Annotated in this window: 15 protein-coding genes; 7 read left to right on the top strand and 8 right to left on the bottom strand. The window is 74.0% G+C overall.

All coding sequences use genetic code 11. The features are described 5' to 3' along the window. Positions 1 to 128: 128 nt before the first annotated feature. From J116_RS13630 to pdhA, 3 genes are read right to left on the bottom strand one after another with little or no spacing between them, the layout of a single operon-like run. Entirely contained in the window at positions 129 to 1,550 is a 1,422-nt protein-coding gene (locus J116_RS13630; protein ID WP_051203745.1) for a dihydrolipoamide acetyltransferase family protein, read from the bottom strand. Positions 1,551 to 1,579: 29 nt separating this feature from the next. Continuing rightward, entirely contained in the window at positions 1,580 to 2,560 is a 981-nt protein-coding gene (locus J116_RS13635) for an alpha-ketoacid dehydrogenase subunit beta (RefSeq protein ID WP_023587623.1), read from the bottom strand. Between the two features lie 2 nt (positions 2,561 to 2,562). Then, a complete protein-coding gene (pdhA, locus tag J116_RS13640) occupies positions 2,563 to 3,756 on the bottom strand; it encodes a pyruvate dehydrogenase (acetyl-transferring) E1 component subunit alpha (RefSeq protein WP_023587624.1) in 1,194 nt (397 codons plus the stop codon). Positions 3,757 to 4,528: 772 nt separating this feature from the next. On the opposite strand from pdhA, the gene J116_RS13645 reads away from it, so the two are divergent. Further along, positions 4,529 to 5,518: a phosphotransferase gene (locus tag J116_RS13645; protein ID WP_037947573.1), complete on the top strand. Its 990-nt coding sequence runs from the start codon at positions 4,529 to 4,531 to the stop codon at positions 5,516 to 5,518. Positions 5,519 to 5,573: 55 nt separating this feature from the next. Here the strand turns inward: J116_RS13645 and J116_RS13650 are convergent, their stop codons facing one another. Beyond that, positions 5,574 to 7,304, bottom strand: a complete 1,731-nt coding sequence (locus J116_RS13650; protein WP_037946676.1) for a protein kinase domain-containing protein — start codon at positions 7,302 to 7,304, stop codon at positions 5,574 to 5,576. Positions 7,305 to 7,617: 313 nt separating this feature from the next. On the opposite strand from J116_RS13650, the gene J116_RS13655 reads away from it, so the two are divergent. The 6 genes from J116_RS13655 (at position 7,618) to J116_RS13680 (ending at position 15,627) form a co-directional block, all read left to right on the top strand. Then, positions 7,618 to 9,288: a protein kinase domain-containing protein gene (locus J116_RS13655; protein WP_023587627.1), complete on the top strand. Its 1,671-nt coding sequence runs from the start codon at positions 7,618 to 7,620 to the stop codon at positions 9,286 to 9,288. 206 nt (positions 9,289 to 9,494) lie between these two features. Next, positions 9,495 to 10,289, top strand: coding sequence for a hypothetical protein (locus J116_RS13660; RefSeq protein WP_023587628.1), 795 nt, complete (start codon positions 9,495 to 9,497; stop codon positions 10,287 to 10,289). An 86-nt stretch (positions 10,290 to 10,375) separates the two neighbouring features. Then, positions 10,376 to 10,999, top strand: a complete 624-nt coding sequence (locus J116_RS13665; RefSeq protein ID WP_023587629.1) for a PadR family transcriptional regulator — start codon at positions 10,376 to 10,378, stop codon at positions 10,997 to 10,999. A gap of 357 nt (positions 11,000 to 11,356) precedes the next feature. Then, entirely contained in the window at positions 11,357 to 12,109 is a 753-nt protein-coding gene (locus J116_RS13670) for an ABC transporter ATP-binding protein (protein ID WP_023587630.1), read from the top strand. Continuing rightward, positions 12,106 to 14,985, top strand: coding sequence for an ABC transporter permease (locus tag J116_RS13675; protein WP_023587631.1), 2,880 nt, complete (start codon positions 12,106 to 12,108; stop codon positions 14,983 to 14,985). Before J116_RS13670 ends, J116_RS13675 begins: the two co-directional genes overlap by 4 nt. A gap of 96 nt (positions 14,986 to 15,081) precedes the next feature. After that, complete coding sequence (locus J116_RS13680; RefSeq protein WP_023587632.1) at positions 15,082 to 15,627, top strand: bacterial proteasome activator family protein; 546 nt, start codon at positions 15,082 to 15,084, stop codon at positions 15,625 to 15,627. Positions 15,628 to 15,717: 90 nt separating this feature from the next. Here J116_RS13680 and J116_RS13685 read toward each other — a convergent pair whose 3' ends face one another. From J116_RS13685 to J116_RS30425, 4 genes are read right to left on the bottom strand one after another with little or no spacing between them, the layout of a single operon-like run. Then, on the bottom strand, positions 15,718 to 16,713 hold the full coding sequence (locus tag J116_RS13685; protein WP_023587633.1) for an NAD(P)H-quinone oxidoreductase: 996 nt from the start codon (positions 16,711 to 16,713) through the stop codon (positions 15,718 to 15,720). Positions 16,714 to 16,723: 10 nt separating this feature from the next. Then, on the bottom strand, positions 16,724 to 17,848 hold the full coding sequence (locus tag J116_RS13690) for a potassium channel family protein (protein ID WP_037947577.1): 1,125 nt from the start codon (positions 17,846 to 17,848) through the stop codon (positions 16,724 to 16,726). Continuing rightward, positions 17,845 to 19,191, bottom strand: coding sequence for a molybdopterin molybdotransferase MoeA (locus J116_RS13695; protein WP_023587635.1), 1,347 nt, complete (start codon positions 19,189 to 19,191; stop codon positions 17,845 to 17,847). The genes J116_RS13690 and J116_RS13695 overlap by 4 nt, the downstream gene beginning before the upstream one ends. Next, positions 19,188 to 20,030: an NTP transferase domain-containing protein gene (locus J116_RS30425; RefSeq protein ID WP_023587636.1), complete on the bottom strand. Its 843-nt coding sequence runs from the start codon at positions 20,028 to 20,030 to the stop codon at positions 19,188 to 19,190. The genes J116_RS13695 and J116_RS30425 overlap by 4 nt, the downstream gene beginning before the upstream one ends. Positions 20,031 to 20,068: the final 38 nt, after the last annotated feature.

The following is a 20,068-nucleotide window of genomic DNA, read 5'->3' on the forward strand; positions in this document are numbered from 1 at the left end:
GGGCTCGGGTCACGGCGAAGGGCCCGAACACCGGGTGGCGTCCGGGCCCTTGGGCCGCTGGAGCCGCGCGAGACGCGGCTCACACGGGGCGGTGGATCACGGCCGGGCGATCACACCGGGCCCATGGGTCACGCCCAGGTGATCAGGCGCTTCGGCTGCTCCAGTACGGCCGCGATGTCGGCCAGCACCTTCGAGCCCAGCTCGCCGTCGACCAGCCGGTGGTCGAACGACAGCGCCAGCGTCGTGACGTGGCGCGGCTTGACCTTGCCCTTGTGCACCCACGGCTGGAGCTTGATCGCGCCGACCGCCAGGATCGCGGACTCGCCGGGGTTCAGGATCGGCGTGCCCGTGTCGACGCCGAAGACGCCGACGTTGGTGATCGTGACCGTGCCGCCCTGCATGGCCGCCGGGGTCGTCTTCCCCTCGCGGGCGGTGGCGACCAGTTCGCCGAGCGCCGCCGCCAGCTCCGGGAGCGTCTTGGCGTGGGCGTCCTTGATGTTCGGCACGATCAGGCCGCGCGGGGTGGCGGCCGCGATGCCCAGGTTGACGTAGTGCTTGAGCACGATCTCCTGGGCGGCCTCGTCCCAGGAGGCGTTGATCTCCGGGTTGCGGCGGATCGCGACGAGCAGGGCCTTGGCGACCAGCAGCAGCGGGTTGACCCGCAGCCCCGCCATGTCCTTGTCCGCCTTCAGCTCCTCGACGAGGCGCATCGTGCGGGTCACGTCGACGGTGATGAACTCCGTGACGTGCGGCGCGGTGAACGCCGAGCCGACCATGGCCTGCGCCGTGGCCTTCCGTACGCCCTTGATCGGGATACGGGTCTCCCGCGCACCGGTCGCGACCGCGTCGGCCACCGCGGTGGCGGCGGACGGCACGGGCCGGGCGGCCGGTGCGGCCTGCGGCTCCCGGGACGGGGCCTGGTGCTGCGCCGGTACGGCCGCGGGGGCCTCGGCGGGCGCGGCGGCCTTGTGGACGTCCTCGCGGGTGATGATCCCGTCCGGGCCGGTCGGGACGACCGTCGCCAGGTCCACGCCCAGGTCCTTGGCCAGCTTCCGCACGGGCGGCTTGGCCAGCGGGCGGCCCTGCGGCGCGGGCGCCACCGGGGCGGGGGCGTGGCCGTTCAGCTCGCCCTGGACCGCCGCGCGGGCGGCCGGGGCCGCGTCGGTGGCGGTCGCGCCCTTCCGGGGGCGGCGCTTGGTGGAGGACGCGGCGACGCCGTAGCCGACCAGGACCGGCTGGCGGCCCTGCGGCTCCTCCTCCGCCTCCGGCTCGGCGGCCGGCGCGGGGGCGGCAGCGGCGGCGGGGGCCTCGGCGGCGGCCGGCTCGTCGCCGCCCACGTTCACCGAGATGATGACCTCGCCGACATCGACCGTCGTGCCCTCGGGGAAGCGCAGCTCGTGCACCACCCCGTCGAACGGGGAGGGCAGCTCCACGGCCGCCTTCGCCGTCTCGACCTCACAGACGACCTGGCCGTCGGTGACGGTGTCGCCGGGCTGGACGTACCACTTGAGGATCTCGGCCTCGGTGAGACCCTCACCGACGTCCGGCATCTTGAACTCGCGGATCACGGGTGTTCCTCCTAGTACGCCAGCGCGCGGTCGACGGAGTCGAGCACCCGGTCCAGACCCGGCAGGTACTCCTCCTCCAGCCTGGCCGGCGGGTACGGCGCGTGGTACCCGCCCACCCGCAGCACCGGTGCCTCCAGGTGGTAGAAGCACCGCTCGGTGATCCGGGCGGCGATCTCGGCACCCGAGCCGAAGAACACCGGCGCCTCGTGGACGACGACCAGACGGCGGGTCTTCTCCACGGACGCCTGGACCGTGTCGAAGTCGATCGGGGAGATCGAGCGCAGGTCCACGACCTCGATCGACCGGCCCTCCTCGGCGGCGGCCGCTGCCGCCTCCAGGCAGGTCTTCACCATCGGGCCGTAGGCGACGAGGGTGAGGTCCGTGCCCTCGCGGGCGACGCGGGCCTTGTGCAGCTCGCCGGGGAAGGCCTCGGTGTCCACCTCGCCCTTGTCCCAGTAGCGCCGCTTCGGCTCGAAGAAGATCACCGGGTCGTCGCTCTGGATCGCCTGCTGGAGCATCCAGTAGCCGTCGGACGGGGTCGCCGGGGTGACGACCTTGAGGCCCGCGACGTGCGCGAAGAGCGCCTCGGGCGACTCGGAGTGGTGCTCGACGGCGCCGATGCCGCCGCCGTACGGGATGCGGATGACGACCGGCACCTTCACCGTGCCGAGCGAGCGCGCCCGCATCTTCGCGAGCTGCGTGACGATCTGGTCGTACGCCGGGAAGACGAAGCCGTCGAACTGGATCTCCACGACCGGCCGGTAGCCGCGCAGCGCGAGGCCGATCGCGGTGCCCACGATGCCGGACTCGGCGAGCGGGGTGTCGACCACACGGTCCTCGCCGAAGTCCTTCTGGAGACCGTCGGTGATCCGGAAGACGCCGCCGAGCTTGCCGACGTCCAGGCCCATGACGACGACCTTGGGGTCGGTCTCCAGGGCCTTGCGCAGCGACTCGTTGAGCGCCTTCGCGAGGGGAAGCTTCTGAACAGCCATGATTACTCGGCCTCTCCGTTCGCGAAGGACGCCTGGTACGCGGCGTACTGCGCGCGCTCCTCGTCGACGAGCGCGTGCCCGTCCGCGTACACGTTGTCGAACATCGCCATGTGCTCCGGCACGGGCATGGCGCGGACGACCTCGCGGACGTGCTTGCCGAGGGCCTCGCTCTCCGCCTCCAGCTCCTCGAACCAGGACGCGTCGGCGTGGCCCTGGGCCTCCAGGTGACGGCGCAGGCGCAGGATCGGGTCCTTCGCCTCCCAGGAGGCCCGCTCGTCGTCGTGCCTGTAGCGGGTCGGGTCGTCGGATGTGGTGTGGGCGGCCATGCGGTAGGTGAACGCCTCGATGAGCGTCGGCCCCTCGCCGCGGCGGGCGCGCTCCAGCGCCCAGCGGGTCACGGCCAGGCAGGCGAGGACGTCGTTGCCGTCCACGCGGACGCCCGGGAAGCCGAAGCCCTGAGCGCGCTGGTAGAGCGGCACGCGGGTCTGCTTCTCGGTGGGCTCGGAGATGGCCCACTGGTTGTTCTGGCAGAAGAACACGACCGGGGCGTTGTAGACCGCGGAGAAGACGAACGACTCGTTGACGTCGCCCTGGCTGGAGGCGCCGTCGCCGAAGTACGCGAGCACGGCGGAGTCCGCGCCGTCCCTGGTGACGCCCATGGCGTAACCGGTGGCGTGCAGGGTCTGCGAGCCGAGGACGATCGTGTACAGGTGGAAATTGTTGCTGTTGGGGTCCCAGCCGCCGTTGTTCACCCCGCGGAACATCCCGAGGAGGTTCGTCGGATCGACCCCGCGGCACCAGGCGACGCCGTGCTCCCGGTACGTCGGGAAGACGTAGTCGTCGTCGCGCAGGGCGCGGCCCGAGCCGATCTGCGCCGCCTCCTGGCCGAGCAGCGAGGCCCACAGGCCCAGCTCGCCCTGGCGCTGGAGCGCGGTCGCCTCGCCGTCGAAGCGGCGGGTCATGACCATGTCGCGGTACAGGCCGCGCAGGTCCTCGGGGCTGAGATCGACGTCGTACTCGGGGTGCTGGACGCGCTCGCCCTCGGGCGTCAGCAGCTGTACGAGCTGCGGCTCGGAGTCGGAACTCCGCGGCTTCTTGGCGCGCGCGGCGCGCTTGGTGGCACCGGCGGCTTTGGTGCCACTGCTGGTGCCGCCGCTGCGTCGCGGCTGGCGCGCGGCAGTGCTCTCCACGGTCACGTGCGTGCTCCTCCGTCTGTCCGGGCTCCCGGGGTCCGCCGGGTCGCCTGGGGTTCCCCGCACTCCGATGGAGCTGGGGGAAGCGGCTCGCCTGGTCCGTACGCGATGCACGGGGTGGGTGCCCTCGGCCGGAGACAGGCGTGACAGGTGCCCCGGCGAGTGCCCTGTGACAGGCACGTTACCCAGTGCGCCGCATTCCTGCGAAACCCCTCTGACCTGCGATTTTGCTTGGATTTCCAAGTAAATCGAGGATCATGGGGACAACGCCTGGTCACACCGCTGACGCGGCCTGGATAACACACTGGTAACAGCCTCGCAGGCCGCCGGAACACCGGCACGTTATCCCGCGCACCCCGCCGTCGGGAAGAGTTCACAGGACACGGATGTGACGCGGGTCATCCCGTAGTGATCTAGCATCTGACAAGTGCCGCGCTCATCTGTAACGGCTCCGCCCGCCATTTCCGACGTGCTCCACCTCCCCCGGCCACGCCCCGGCCACAGCACCGCCCCTGCGGCCGCCAGCACCTCACAGACACCCCCGGCCCCTGCGGCCGCCACCGCCTCACAGGGCCCCTCGGCCCCTGCGGCCGCCGCCTTACCGGCTCCCTCGGCCCCCACGGTCCCCGCCGCCTCGCAGGTCACGGCCGTCTCCGGGCGCCCGCAGGGCCCCACCGTCGCGCAGGTCACGGCCGTCTCCGGATACCCGCAGGGCCCCGCCGTCGCGACCGCCCCAGGAGCCCCCGGCGGCCCGCCCGCGCCGCCCGTCGCCGCCCTGCTGCGCCGCTACCCCGCGTACGGCGAACCGCTGTCCTGCGTCCCGGTCACCCAGGGCCTGCTGAACCGCGGCTACCGCCTCACCACCACCCGCGGCACGTTCTTCCTCAAACAGCACCTCGACGCCTCCACCTCCCACCACGCCACCATCGCCCGCCAGCACCGCGCGACCGAGCGGCTGCACGCGCTGGGCGTCCCGGTCGCGCCCGCCCTGCCGAACGCCGAGGGCCTCACCGTCGCCGAGCTGGACGGCCACTGCTACGCCCTGCACCCGTGGGTGGAGGGCCGCCACCGCGACGGCGCGCAGCTCACGGCGGCCGGCTCGCGGCGGCTCGGCGCCCTCCTCGGCTTCGTCCACACCTGCCTGGAGCGGGTGCTCGGCGCGGCGGGGGCGCACCCGGCGGCCCGCGCGTACGGCAGCGCCGACCCCGAGGACACGTACCGGCTGATCGACGAGTTGCTGGTGCTGGCGAGGTCCCGGCGGCGCCGGGTCGCCTTCGACGAGCTCGCCGAGCACCGGCTGGTGGAGCGCCGCCGCCTGCTGGCCGCGCACGCGCACCGGCGCCCCGCCGCGGCGGCCCCCGCGGCGGGCGGCTGGGTGCACGGGGACTTCCACCCCCTGAACGTGCTGTACCGGGGCGCCGAACCCGCCGCGATCGTGGACTGGGACCGGCTGGGCGTGCAGCCGCGCGCCGAGGAGGCGGTGCGGGCCGCGATGATCTTCTACGTGCAGCCTTCGGGCCGTCTGGACCTGGGGAAGGTGCGGGCCTACGCGCGCGCGTACCGGCGCGCCGCCGGGGTGGACGCGGCGGAACTGGCCGCCGCCGTGCACCGCGTGTGGTGGGAGCGGCTCAACGACTTCTGGATACTGCGGTGGCGCTACCAGCTGCACGACAGCAGGGCCGACCCGCAGTTCCCCGCGGTGTCGGCCCTGGCGGTGTGGTGGACCCGCGAATACGACGCGGTGTGCGACGCGTTCGCGTCCTGAGACCCGGCGGCCGGCCCCCGTACGAGGGGGGGCCGCCCGGCCGGTCGACGGGTGCTCAGCCGGTGGCCGAGCCACCGCTGTTCGGGGCGCCCGCGCTCGTACCGCCCTGCTGGCCGCCGGTGGCGGTCCCGCCCGACGTGTCGGTGCCGCCCGAGTCGGCCGATCCGGTGGTGCCGCCGGTGTCGGTCTGGCCCTCGGTGGTCGTACCGCCGTCCGTGGTGCCGTCGGACGTGCCCTGGTCGGTGCCGCCGTCCTGGCCCCCGTCCGTGGTGCCGTCGGTGGTGCCCTGGTCGGCCGAGCCGTCCGTCGTGCCCGTGTCGCCCGTGTCGCCGCTGGTGGTGGGCGCCGGGTCCTGGCTGTACGTCGGCGGCTGCGGGTTCCACGACGGGGGGTCCCAGCCGCCCCCGCCGGTGGACGTGTCGGGCCGCTCCTGCTCCTCCTCGGACTGCGACGGGGAGGGCGAGGGGCTGCCGCTCTGCGACACGGACGGCGACGGGCTGGTGACCGGCTTGGGCTCGGCCCCGGTCGGGGTCTCGCTCATCTTCACCGCGTACACGACACCCGCGACGATCGCGATCAGCGCGAACGCGACGAACAGCAGCACCTTGCCGCGGCCGCCCCCGCCGTGCCCGTGGTCGTACGGGCCCGCGTAGGCGCCGTCGTCGGGGTTCATCGGCGGCAGGATCGGGCCCTGCGAGGTGTCGCCGTGCATCGGCGTCGGGCGGGACGGCGTCGCCGGACCCTGGCCCAGGCCCGTCGGCGCGCCCATCATGGCCGTCGCCGCGACACCGCCGTGCGGGGTGTGGCCGCCGTCGTGCGGCCCGGCAGGGCCGGTGTTCCACGTGCCGGTGTGGCCGCCCTGCTCCTGGAGCATGCGCAGCCCGTACTGGATCAGCCCGCGCATCTCCTCGGCGCTCTGGAACCGGTCGTCCGGGTCCTTCGCCAGCGCCCGCATCGCCAGCCCGTCCAGCTCCGGCGGGGCGCCGTCCGACACCTGCGACGGCGGGACCGGGATGTCCTGCACGTGCTGGTAGACGACGGACAGCGGCGTCTCGCCGACGAACGGGGGCCGCAGCGCGAGCAGTTCGTACAGCAGGCAGCCCGTGGCGTACAGGTCGGAGCGGTGGTCGACGGCCTTGCCGAGCGCCTGCTCGGGCGACAGGTACTGGGGCGTGCCCATCACCATGCCGGTCTGCGTCATCGTCGTGGACGCCCCGTGCAGGGCGCGCGCGATGCCGAAGTCCATGACCTTGACGGCGCCGCCGTGGGTGATGATCACGTTCGCGGGCTTGATGTCGCGGTGCACGATGCCGTGCTGGTGCGAGTAGGCCAGCGCCTCCAGGACGCCCGACACGATGATCAGGGCCTGCTCGGGCGGCGGCGCCTCCGCGCTGACCAGCAGCTCGCGGATGGTGCGGCCCTCGACCAGCTCCATGACGATGTACGGCACGGACTGGCCGTTCACCTCGTCCTCGCCGGAGTCGTACACGGCCACGATCGCGTGGTGGTTCAGCCCCGCGACGGACTGCGCCTCCCGCGTGAAACGGGCCTTGGAGACCGGGTCCTCGGCGAGGTCGGCGCGCAACAGCTTCACGGCGACGGTCCGGCCGAGCCGCACGTCCTCCGCCGCGAAGACCTCGGCCATGCCGCCGCGGCCGAGACGGTGGGTCAGCCGGTAGCGGCCGTCGCCGACGAGGCCGCCGACGCCGAACTCGACGGCGTCCCCGCGCCCCGACGCTCCGTCATCCGACACTCCGCCGCCACCTGCTTCGGATCCGGGTGCCATCGTCCTCGCCGTCATTTCCGTTGCTGTCCGCGCGCTGTGCCCGCGAGCGGTGTGCCGCCGTCTTTCCAGGGGTACTTCGCCACGTCACGCTACAGCCTCCGCGCGACGCGCCGGTTCGGGATGGACCGGCCATCCAATCGCTTCCCCGTACACCTGTGCAAATCCGATGCCGGTCACGTAACGCTTCCGAGACGCTTCCGGCGCGTACGGTCACGGAACGGGCGCGCGGCTTGACGTGTCAGTGGCCTGGGGCAGACTTGGCCCGTAAATCCGGATCACCGCGGCGGCACGCGCGCGCGTAGGGGGAAGCACGATGAGCCAGGACGGCGCACACGGCCGCTATGCGGGCGGTTCGGTGGCGAACGGCCGGTACCAGCTGCGCGACCTGCTCGGCGAGGGCGGCATGGCCTCGGTGTACCTGGCCTACGACAGCGCCCTCGACCGCCAGGTCGCCATCAAGACCCTGCACACGGAACTCGGCCGGGAACAGTCGTTCCGCGAGCGGTTCCGGCGCGAGGCGCAGGCCGTCGCGAAGCTCCAGCACACCAACATCGTGTCGGTCTTCGACACCGGCGAGGACACGGTCGTCTTCAGCGACCCGTCGATGGGCGAGGGCGGCGTCATGCCGTACATCGTCATGGAGTACGTGGAGGGGCAGCCGCTCGGCTCGGCCCTGGCCGCGGACATCCGGCAGTACGGGGCGATGCCGGCCGACAAGGCGCTGAAGGTCACCGCCGACGTGCTCGCCGCGCTGGAGACCAGCCACGAGATGGGCCTGGTCCACCGCGACATCAAGCCGGGCAACGTGATGATGACCAAGCGCGGCGTGGTCAAGGTCATGGACTTCGGCATCGCCCGCGCCATGCAGTCGGGCGTCACGTCCATGACGCAGACCGGCATGGTCGTCGGCACGCCCCAGTACCTGTCGCCCGAGCAGGCCCTCGGCCGCGGTGTGGACGCCCGCTCCGACCTGTACTCGGTCGGCATCATGCTGTTCCAGCTGCTGACCGGCCGGCTGCCGTTCGACGCGGACTCGCCGCTGGCCATCGCGTACGCGCACGTCCAGGAGGAGCCGGTCGCGCCGTCCTCCATCAACCGGTCGCTGACGCCCGCGATGGACGCCCTGGTCGCGCGGGCGCTGCGGAAGAACCCCAACGAGCGGTTCCCCAGCGCCGCCGCCATGCGCGACGAGTGCCTTCGGGTGCTGTCCGCCGGGCAGACCGGCGCACCGGTGATCGTGCAGGGCGCCCCGTCGAACAGCGGCTCCGGTGTCGGCTCGGCGGTGTTCCCGCCGCTGGACCAGTCGCAGGCGACCGCGCCGCACCCGCCGCAGGGCGTCCACACGCCGTACCAGGCCCCGACACCGAGCCCGTACGGCCCGCCGACCCCGGCCCCGGCGCATGTGCGCACCCCGGCTCCGGCGGCGTACGGCTACCCGCACCAGCAGGCGCAGCCCGCGTACCAGACCCCGGCCCCGTACCAGCCCGCGCCGGTCGGCGGGAACGGCGGTGGCGGTGGCGGTGGCGGGCGGAACATGCCGCTGCTGGTCGGCGCGATCGTCGTCGCGCTGATCGCCGTCGCCGGTGTCATCACGGCCGTCGTCGTCAACAAGGAGGACGACCCGGCCGGCACGACGACGGCGGGCGGCACGCAGGCGGGCCAGCCGACGGGCACGGCGTCGCAGGACAGCGGCTACCGGGGGCCTGACCTGAGCCGGACCATCGACACGAAGAAGTGCACCGAGCCCCGCGAGGGCCAGGACCCGGACAAGTTCGAGGTCCCTGACTTCCGGTACAAGAACATCACCTCGGTCAAGCAGTGCATCCAGGCGGCGGGCTGGAAGATCGCCAAGGAGATCCCCGTCAACGAGAACGTCTACGGCGACGGCACGGTCCTCACCCAGTTCCCGACGAAGGACACCGAGATCACCGAGGAGGACGCCAGCTTCACGCTGGAGATCTCCACGGGCCGTCCTCCGCAGTAACGGTTCTCGGCAGTAGCGGTTCCGGCATTGGGGGATCCGGCAGCCTCGCGGACGCGCCCCGCTGTGGGCGCCTCGCTGTGGGCGCTCCGCTGTGGACGCTCCGCGCGGCGCGTGCGCCATTCGGCTGCTCCGGGAGGCCGACGCGGGGCGGTCTGTGTGATCGTGGGCGGGAACGAGCAACCCGCCGCGCGAAAGGGAGTCGCCCCATGACTCCACGACCTCACGCCCGCCGGGCGGTCGCGCCGGGCTCCCTGCTCCTGGCCTCCCTCCTGGTCCTCGGGTTCCACGCCCCCGCCGCGCACGCGGACGGCCCCGACGGCACTACGGCGCAGCCCCGGATGACCGCGGCGGGCGGAGCCGCCGGACCGGTCGCCTCCGGCCCCGCCGATACGTCTCCGCCGCCCTCCCCGTCCGCCCCCGTGGCCTCCCCGCCGCAGGACGGCACGCCTACCGGGACCCCGACCGGCGGCGCGTCCGGCGCCCCGACGGACCCTCCGCCCGGCTCGTCGCCCCCGGACCCCGGTGGCGGCACGTCCGGCGCGCCCGGCCCAGGTCCTGGTCCCGGCGGCCCGGATGCGGGCCCCTCCGCCGCGCCGGGCACCACCGTCGGCCCGGGCCCCTCGTTCGCCGGGCGGCCCGCGGGGGCGGGCGTCCAGCGCCCCGGCCGGTCCGCGCCGCCGTCGCCGCGCGCCTCCGCCACCACGGAGCCGTCCGCCTCATCGTCCGCCGAGGACTCCGCACGTAGCAGTACGGCAACAGACGACAGCCGCCTCGACGGCCGTTTCGACGGCCAGCCACCGGTGCCGGACCCCGTACGCGAGGGGGACGCCCAGGGCGCCGTACCGCCGTCGGACAGCCCGTCCGGTACCGCCTGGGAGCCGCACGGCCGGGCCGCCGACACCGGCATCGACCGGCGCGTTTCCGTGCTGACCCTGGGCGTCGGGCTCACCCTCATGGGGCTCGGCATCGGCTTCCTCGGGGTCCGCGTCCGCCGCGTCTGACACGGGCGGGTCCCCCTTGAGAGGGACATCCGCGATCCGTCGGAGGTCGGTTGTCCCGGTGGACATACTCGGTATACATACTGAGTATGTCGATCCGCCACGGGCTTCTCGCCCTCCTCGAACGCGGCCCGCGCTACGGCTCCCAGCTCCGTACGGAGTTCGAGTCCCGCACCGGCTCCACCTGGCCGCTCAACGTCGGCCAGGTCTACACGACGCTCAGCCGCCTGGAGCGGGACGGCATGGTCGCCCAGGACGGCGAGGACGAGGCGGGCCACCCGCTCTATGTCATCACCGAAGCGGGGCGGGCGGAGCTGCGCACCTGGTTCGAGCGGCCCGTGGACCGCACCAGCCCGGCCCGCGACGAGCTGGCCATCAAGCTCGCCATGGCGGTCGGCGCGCCGGGCGTGGACATCCGCGCCGTGATCCAGGCCCAGCGCAGCCACACGGTCAAGGCGATGCAGGACTACACCCGCCTGAAGGTCCAGGCGGTCAGCGCCCTGGAGAGCGGTGCCGAGCAGCGGCGCGACGACGTGGCGTGGCTGCTCGTACTGGAGCAGCTGATCTTCCAGACCGAGGCCGAGGCACGCTGGCTGGACCACTGCGAGTCCCGGCTGGTCCGCCTGTCGGCCGCCGTCCCGCAGGACCCGCCGCCTCCCGAGGCCGCCCCGGCGCCACGCCCCACGGCCCGCGCGGGCCGCCGCCACCACTGACGGCGGCCTCCCGCCGCTGCCAGCCGGGGCCGGAACCGCCTCTGCGCACCGGGCCCGGACCGCCCCGCCCGGCAAGGGCCCGCGCCACCACCCGGCCATCAGCCCGGCGACCGGCCCCATGGCCACCGGTCACACGAACCACATGGCCACCGGGCACCACACGCCAGACGCCAGACGCCCAACGGCGGCCGCCCAACGACCGGCGGCGGCCCGCACGCCCGTCCGCACGAACGCCGGTGACCATCCGCACCGCACCACGGCCGCACCGCCCGCGCCCGCACCGGCCACCCCGAACCGACGACCACCACTCCACGCGGCGGGACCACGCGTCCCGCGCACGCCCAAGGGGGACCCTCCATGTCATCACCGACGTCACAGACGTCCCAGCAGCCCGTGCTGCGGCTCCAGCAGCTGGCCCGCGTCCACGGCACAGGCGCGACCGAGGTGCACGCCCTGCGCGGCATCGACCTCGACGTGTACCCGGGCGAGCTGGTCGCCGTCATGGGCCCCTCCGGGTCCGGCAAGTCCACCCTGCTGACCATCGCGGGCGGACTCGACCTCCCCACCTCCGGGCGGGTGGTCGTCGAGGGCACCGACATCACCACCGCCGACCGCAAGACGCTCGCCGCCCTGCGCCGCCGCAGCATCGGCTACGTCTTCCAGGACTACAACCTCATCCCGGCGCTGACCGCCGCCGAGAACGTCGCCCTGCCGCGCGAGCTGGACGGCATATCCGCCCGCAAGGCGCGCGTCGAGGCCATCGCCGCGCTGGACGAGATGGGCCTCTCCCACGTCGCCGACCGGTTCCCCGACGAGATGTCCGGCGGCCAGCAGCAGCGCGTCGCCATCGCGCGCGCCCTGGTCGGCGACCGCCGCCTCGTCCTGGCCGACGAGCCGACCGGCGCCCTCGACTCCGAGACCGGCGAGTCCGTGCTCGCCCTGCTGCGCTCCCGCTGCGACGCGGGCGCCGCCGGGGTGCTGGTCACCCATGAGCCGCGGTTCGCCGCCTGGGCCGACCGGGTCGTGTTCCTCCGCGACGGCGCGGTGGTCGACCAGACCGTCCGCGCGGGCGCCGAATCCCTCCTCACGGGCCAGGCGGGCGAGCGGTGACCGGCTGGTTCCACTCGTGGCGCGCCGCGGTGCGGATCGCCCGCCGCGACGCCTGGCGCTTCAAGGGCCGCAGCTTCCTCGTCCTCGCGATGATCGCACTGCCGATCCTCGGGGTCAGCGCCGCCGACCTGACCCTGCGCAGCGCCGAGCTGTCCGCCGCCGAGGAGGCCACGCGGCTCATGGGCGCCGCCGACGCCGTCGTCTCCGACGCCGGGTACGCCGGTATCCCCGTCCACCAGAACCCGGAAGGCCGGGTCACCACCCCCGCCGACCCCAAGTACGACGACCGGCCGCCGCCGGAGGGCCGCACCGCTGTTCGGAAGGCCCTGCCCGCCGGGGCGACCCTGCTGGAGGACCACCAAGGCTCCGCGAAGGTCCGCACCGCGCACGGTCTGCTCCACACGGGCATCCGTGAGCTGAATGCGGCCGACCCGCTCGCCAAGGGCATCCTGACGCCGCTCGAAGGCCGCTTCCCACAGCGCCCGGACGAGGTCGCGGTGACCTCGCGGTTCCTGGAGGAGAGCGGCCTGGAGGTCGGGGGCACGCTCGCCGCGCGGGGACTCGACCGCGAGTACCGGATCGTCGGCTCGTACGAGATCCCCGACGATCTGAAGACGCCGCAGGTCAACGCCCTGCCGGGTGCGCTGCTGAAGCCGCTGCGCGAGGCCCTCGAAGGGTCCGGCATGGCCGCGCCCGACATCTCCACCACTCATCTGCTGAAGCTCCCGGCGGACAGCGGGCGTGGTTTCACGTGGAACATGGTCAAGGAGGCCAACACCAAGGGCGTGACCGTCGTGTCGCGCGCGGTCCTCATCGACCCGCCTCCCCGCTCCGAGGTGCCGCTGTCCCAGCGTGAGGGCTACAGCTCCTTCCAGATGAACGGTGATGGCGCCAACACGTCCGCGCTGATCGCCGCGGCCACCATCGTCGGCCTCGCCATGCTGGAGATCTGCCTGCTGGCCGGCCCCGCGTTCGCGGTCGGTGCCCGCCGCTCGCGCCGGCAGCTAGGCCTGGTCGGCGCCAACGGAGGCGACCGCCGCCACATCCGCGCGATCGTCCTGGCGGGCGGTCTGGTGATCGGTCTCGCCGCCGCCGTGGTGGGCACGGTCCTCGGGCTGGTCCTGACCTTCGTGCTCCAGCCGGTCCTGGAGGAGGCCCTCGGGCAGCGCTTCGGCGCCTTCGACGTCCGTCCGCTGGAGCTGCTGGGCATCGGCGCGATCGCCGTGCTGACCGGTCTGCTCGCCGCGGTCGTGCCGGCCGTGACCGCCTCGCGGGAGACGGTCCTGTCCTCGCTGACCGGCCGCCGCGGGGTGCGCAGGAGCAGCCGCGTCCTGCCCCTCGTCGGTCTGGCCGCCGCGCTGCTGGGCGGCGCGATCGCGCTGTACGGGTCGCTGTTCTCCGACCACATGGTCATCGTCGCGGGCGGCAGCGCCCTCGCCGAGCTGGGTGTCGTCGCGATGACCCCGGCGATCGTGGGCCTGTTCGGCCGGGTGGGCCGCTGGCTGCCGCTCTCGCCGCGCCTGGCGCTGCGGGACTCGGTCCGCAACCGGGGCCGTACGGCTCCGGCCGTCGCCGCGGTCCTGGCCGCCGTCGCCGGTACGGTCGCCGTCGCCACGTACGCGACGAGCGCGGACGCCGAGCAGCGCGCCGCGTACCAGGCCCAGCTCCCGCACGGAGCGGTGTCCGCCTTCATCACGGAGGACGGCGGCCGGGACGTACCGGCCGTCCGCGAGGCCGTGCAGCGCCACCTTCCGGTCGAGGCGCGGGCCGACGTCGCCCGTATCGCCATCGGCCGGGCGGGTTGCGACGCGTACTCCAGCGACGCCGGGTGCGGGCGCACCGAGATCGTGGTCCCGCCCGCCAACGAATGCCCGCTGTGGGTGAACCCCTCCGGCACCGACGGGGACCCGGCGGCGCGCTTCTCCAAGGAGGAGCGCCGCAAGCTGGCCGAGGACTGGCGCTGCACCCCCGGGGACAGCGGCATGGTGCCCACGTCCGACGGCCTGCTGGTCGCCGACGCCACGCTGCTGAGGGTGCTCGGCGTCGACGACCCGGGCGCGGAGCGGGCACTCGCCGAGGGGCGGGTCGTCGCCTTGGATAAGCGGCACACCGACGCGTCCGGCACGCTCTCCCTGCGGGTGATCACCGACGCGAAGGCCGCCGACGAGGCGGCCATGCGGAACGAGCCCGTGCCGGGGAAGGTGAAGGCCCTCCCCGCGTACCAGGTGCCGGGTGACGTCCGCTCGTACGGCGTCGCGGGTGTCCTCACCCCGGCCACGGCCAAGGCGCTCGGCTTCGGGACGGTGCCGGTGGGCTCGTACTTCAGCACCGACCAGACGCCCAGCAGTGAGCAGCGGCAGCGTCTCGAAGGGGACCTCTCCAGGCTGGGCGGCGCCGTCCAGCTGCACATCGAGACCGGCTACACCAGCGAGAACAGCATCACGCTCCTCGCGCTGACCGTCTTCGCCGGGCTGATCACCATCGGTGCCGCGGGCATCGCCACGGGTCTCGCCCAGGCCGACGCCGAGGCGGACCTGAAGACCCTCGCCGCCGTCGGGGCGGCACCGCGGGTGCGCCGCACGCTCAGTGGCTTCCAGTGCGGGGTGGTCGCCGTGATGGGCGTCGTGCTCGGCACGGCCGCGGGAGTGCTTCCCGCGATCGGGCTGCGGCTGACCGAGCGCCGCTCGAAGACGGCGTGGTGGGAGGAGGGCCGCGACGCCGGCTGGGCGAGCGCCGCCGACCTGCCGAACGTACCGATCGTCATTCCGTGGGAGACGTTCGGCGCGCTGCTGGTCGCCGTACCGCTGGGCGCGGCGCTGCTCGCCGCGCTGCTCACCCGCTCGCACTCCGCGGTGGCCCGGCGCGCGGCCACATAGGCACCGGAGCGGCGGTTCGCGCCCCCGCGCGAGGGTGGATCATCCGCGCGCGGGGGCACACCCCCTCGTGACGCATCTGTACGAGAGAATGGCGGCATGGAGATGCCGAGGAATGAACGGTCGCAGGAGACCCCGCAGGTCCTCATCGTCGGGCAGGACGGGATGGCGCTCGGCGGCGGCGACGGTGACGACGAGTCGCGTGAGATCCCGGTGACGGAGATGGTCGAGCAGCCGGCCAAGGTCATGCGGATCGGCAGCATGATCAAGCAGCTGCTGGAGGAGGTGCGCGCGGCACCTCTGGACGAGGCGAGCCGCGTCCGGCTGAAGGAGATCCACCACAGCTCGGTGAAGGAGCTGGAAGAGGGCCTGGCGCCCGAGCTGGTCGAGGAGCTGGAGCGGCTTTCGCTCCCGTTCACCGACGAGGCCGTTCCGTCCGACGCGGAACTGCGGATCGCGCAGGCTCAGTTGGTCGGCTGGCTGGAGGGCCTTTTCCACGGCATCCAGACGGCGCTGTTCGCCCAGCAGATGGCGGCCCGCGCCCAACTGGAGCAGATGCGCCGGGCCCTTCCGCCCGGCGTGGCCTCGCAGGACGACGACGACCAGGGGCACGGCCGCGCCCGGACGGGCGGCCCCTACCTGTAGTCCCTACGCGACGACGAGCGGCGGACGGCCCGGCACACAGCACGTGCGCCGGGCCGTCCGCCGTTTAGGGCGCGGCTCTCTGAGCGGCCGTCAGGCAGATGTGGCCGTGTCCGTGGTGAGCAGCACCTTGCCGACGTGGGTGCTGTCCTCCAGCACCCGGTGGGCCTCCGCGGCCCGCTCCATGGGGAACGTGCGGTCCACGACGGGGCGTACCGTGCCCGCCTCGACCAGCGGCCAGACGTGCTCGCGTACGGCGGCGACGATGGCGGCCTTCTCCTCCAGCGGCCGCTGCCGCAGGGACGTCGCCGTGACGGCGGCGCGCTTGCTCAGCAGCTTCCCGAGGTCCAGCTCGCCCTTCACCCCGCCCTGGAGCCCGATGACGGCGAGCCGGCCGTTCACGGCGAGCGCCTTGACGTTCCGCTCCAGGTACTTGGCGCCCATGATGTCCAGGATGACGTCGGCGCCCGCCCCGCCCGTCGCCGCGCGGACCTCGTCCACGAAGTCCTGGGTGCGGTAGTCGATCAGGATGTCCGCGCCGAGCTCGGCGCACCGGGCCAGCTTCTCCGGGCCGCCCGCGGTGACCGCGACCCGGGCGCCGACCGCCTTGCCGAGCTGGATCGCCATCGTCCCGATGCCGCTGGCGCCGCCGTGCACGAGCAGCGTCTCGCCGGGCCGCAGATGGGCGATCATGAAGACGTTGGACCAGACGGTGGCGGTGACTTCCGGCAGCGCCGCCGCCGTCACCAGGTCGAGGCCCTTGGGTACGGGCAGCAGTTGCCCGGCCGGAACGGCCACCTTCTCGGCGTACCCGCCGCCCGCGAGCAGCGCGCACACCTCGTCGCCGACGGTCCAGCCGGAGACGCCGGGGCCGAACGCGGCGATCCGGCCCGAGCATTCGAGGCCGGGGTACGGGGAGGAGCCGGGCGGCGGGTCGTAGAAGCCCCGCCGCTGGAGCAGGTCGGCGCGGTTGACGGCGCCCGCCGCCACATCGACGAGCACCTCGCCCTCGCCTGGCACGGGATCGGGCACCTCGGACCAGACGAGCGCCTCGGGGCCACCGGGTTCGGGAATCGTGATCGCACGCATGGCGGCGAGGCTACTCCGCCGGCGCGCCCGTGGTGGAGCCGTTCCAGCCCGCGCCCCTCGGCGGGTTCACCGGCCCGGTCCGGCCCGGCGACCGCTTGATGGTGATGACCCGGTCGGTGAGCTGGAGGGGGCTCGCCTCCGGGTCGTCGTAGCCGATGAGCCGGTGGCCGCGCAGGACGCTGACCACCAGGTCGTCGGTGTCCCGGACGCTCCGGCCCGCCTCGGCCTTGGTGACCGGCCGCTCCACGATGTCGAGGCCCGACCCCTGGTGGATCAGGTCCTCCAGGACCGTTCCGGCGCTGGGGCTGAGGACGGACAGGCCGAGCAGCCGCCCGGCGGCGCTGGCGCTGGTGATGACGGCGTCCGCTCCGGACTGGCGGAGCAGCGGGGCGTTCTCCTCCTCCCGGACCGCGGCGATGATCTTGACGCCCTTGTTGAGCTGGCGCGCGGTGAGGGTGACGAGGACGGCGGTGTCGTCCCGCTGGGTGGCGACGATGATCTGCCGGGCCCGCTGGGCCTCGGCACGGAGGAGGACATCGCTGCGGGTGCCGTCGCCGACGACTCCGGTCAGCCCCTCCGCGTTGACCATCTCGATCACTTTGCTGCTCGGGTCGACGACCACGACCTGCTGCTTCTTCAGCCCCGTGGCCATCAGGGTCTCCAGGGCGGAGCGCCCCTTCGTTCCGAAGCCGACGACGACGGTGTGGTCGCGCAAGGCCAACCTCCAACGCTTCTGGCGCCACTCCTCGCGGGTGCGCTCGGCCAGCACCTCCAGGGTGGTGCCGACCAGGATGATCAGGAACAGGACGCGCAACGGGGTCACGACCAGCACGTTCACCAGCCGCGCGGTGTCGCTGGCCGGGACGATGTCGCCGTACCCGGTCGTGGAGAGCGTGACCGTGGCGTAGTAGACGGCGTCGAGCAGGCTGAGGTGCCCGTCGGCCCCGTCCTTGTATCCCTCGCGGTCGGCCATGACGATCAGCACGGTCAGGACCAGCACGAACAGGGCGAGGGCCAGCCGCTGCCCGACCTGCCGCAGCGGGTGCTCGACGATCGGCCGGGGCAGGCTGACCCGGCCGGTGGCCAGATGGTCCTCCTCCTGCCCGGGGCGGGGTGCGCGACGAACAGGTTTCACGTGAAACACCCGCCTGGGGCCGGGGCCGGGGCGGGCGCCGAAGCGGAGGCCGTCCACGGCAGGTCGAGGACTTCGAGCACGTCACCGGGGCGGGCGCCGCCGGGCGGGACGACGGCCAGCCCGTCCGCGGCGGCGAGCCCGCGCAGCATGGCGGGGCCCGCGTAGTGGAGCGGGACGGCGTGCCCGTCGCGGTGGGCCACGGGCACGAGGCGGGTGTCGCGTGGGTGGCCGTGCACGTCGTCGCGTACGGGCACCCGGTACGGCTCGGGGGCGCGCCGCCCGCCGAGGCCGCGCAGCAGCGGCTCGGCGAGGGTGAGCAGCCCGGAGACGGCCGCGAGGGGGTTGCCGGGCAGTCCGACGAGGTGCCGGGTGGCGGTGAGCCGGGCGAGCAGCATGGGGTGGCCGGGCCGTACCCGTACGCCGTCGATCAGCAGCTCGGCGCCTGCCTTGCGCAGGACCGGGTGGACGTGGTCGACGGGCCCGGCGGCGGTTCCCCCGGTGGTGACGACCAGGTCGGCTTCTGTGCCGGTGACGGCTTCGTACAGCGCGTCGGCGTCGTCCCCGACCCGTCGGACGGCGGTGACCTCGGCGCCCAGGGTGCGCAGCCAGGGGCCGAGCATCGGGCCGAGCGCGTCGCGGATGAGCCCGTCGTGCGGGACACCGGAGGTGAGCAGTTCGTCGCCGAGGACGAGGACCTCTACGCGGGGCGGCTCGACGGTGACCAGCCGGTCGTACCCGGCGGCGGCCGCGAGGCCGAGGACGGCCGGGGTGACGACGGTGGCGGCGGGCAGCAGTTCGTCGCCGGTGCGGCACTCCTGGCCCCGCGGGCGGATGTCCTGGCCGGGCACCACCTCGTGCCGCGCGTACAGATGGCCGACGCCCTGGCCCGTACCGGCGCGGTCGGCGCGGCCCGGTTCGGCGTGGGCGTGCTCGGAGCGGATGACGGCGGTCGTGTCGGCGGGGACGCGGGCGCCGGTCGCGATGCGCACGGCGACGCCGTCGGGCAGTGCGGGGACGTCGCCGTGACCGGCGAGGACCTCCTCGGCGCGGATCTCCCACGGTCCCGGTCCGGCGACCGCCCAGCCGTCCATGGCGGAGGTGTCGAACGACGGCAGGTCGGTGAGGGCGGTCAGCGGCTCGGCGAGGATCCGGCCGAGCGCCTGGTCGATGCCGACGCGGCGGGTGCGGGGGGCGGCGCCCCGTCCGGCCCGGGCGGCGACGGCGCGGGCCCGCTCCCAGGGCGTGTCCTGGTGCCCCGGCGGGTCGGGTACGGCGGGGCCGGCGGGGTGTCTGCCGACCAGGGCGAGGGCTTCCTCGACTCCGTCCACATCCGGATCGGTCATCCCGCTTCGGCCTCGTTCGCCCAGCGGTCCGCCAGCGCGGCCGCCTTGCGGGCCGCCTCCGCCACGGCCTGCGGGCCCTGGCCCTCCGCCTTGGCCGCCGCGTATCCCACGAGGAACGTGGTGAGCGGCGCGGCGGGCCTGGCGACGCCGTGGGCGGCGTCGCGGGCCAGGTCGAGCAGCAGGGCGGTATCGACGTCGAGCTCGATGCCGAGCTCGGCCTTGACCGCGGTGATCCATTCGTCCAGCACGTTCCCATGCTCCCTGATGCGGGCCCGGGCCGCGGCGAGGTCCTCCCAGGTGTCGCAGTCGAAGGAGGCGAGCGGCTGGGAGGGGACCCGGGCGAGGTCGAGTTCCTGCGTCAGCAGGCGCAGGGGCAACCCGGAGAGAGGGCCGTGCTCGGTGGCGAGGAGAGCGATCTCGCGGCGCAGCGGTTCGGTGCGGTAGGCGGCGACGAGGGGCTGGTCGCGGCCGCCCGCGTCGACGGCCAGGACGGCCTCGGCGGACGACGAGGCGAGCGTGTCCACGAGACGTCGTACGGCCGCGTGGTCCAGGAACGGCAGGTCGCCGCCGAGGACGACGACCGTGTCCGCCTCGACGTGCCGCACCCCGGCTGCCAGGGCGGCGACGGGGCCGCCTCCGGGCGGCTCCTCGCGCGCCCAGACGACGGGCCGGGCGGTCGGGCGGCGGCCGCCGACCACCACGGACCGTCCGGCGTCACGGCAGGCGTGCAGCACCCGGTCGAGCAGGGTGCGCCCACCGACGCTGAGGCCGGGCTTGTTCGCGCCACCAAGACGCCTCGCGGCGCCTCCTGCCAGCACGACGGCGTCAAATCGGGTCACGCGCCCAGTATGGTCGCCGCCTTGGCGGAGCGGACAGC

This window comes from Streptomyces thermolilacinus SPC6 (assembly GCF_000478605.2).
GTDB lineage: Bacteria > Actinomycetota > Actinomycetes > Streptomycetales > Streptomycetaceae > Streptomyces > Streptomyces thermolilacinus.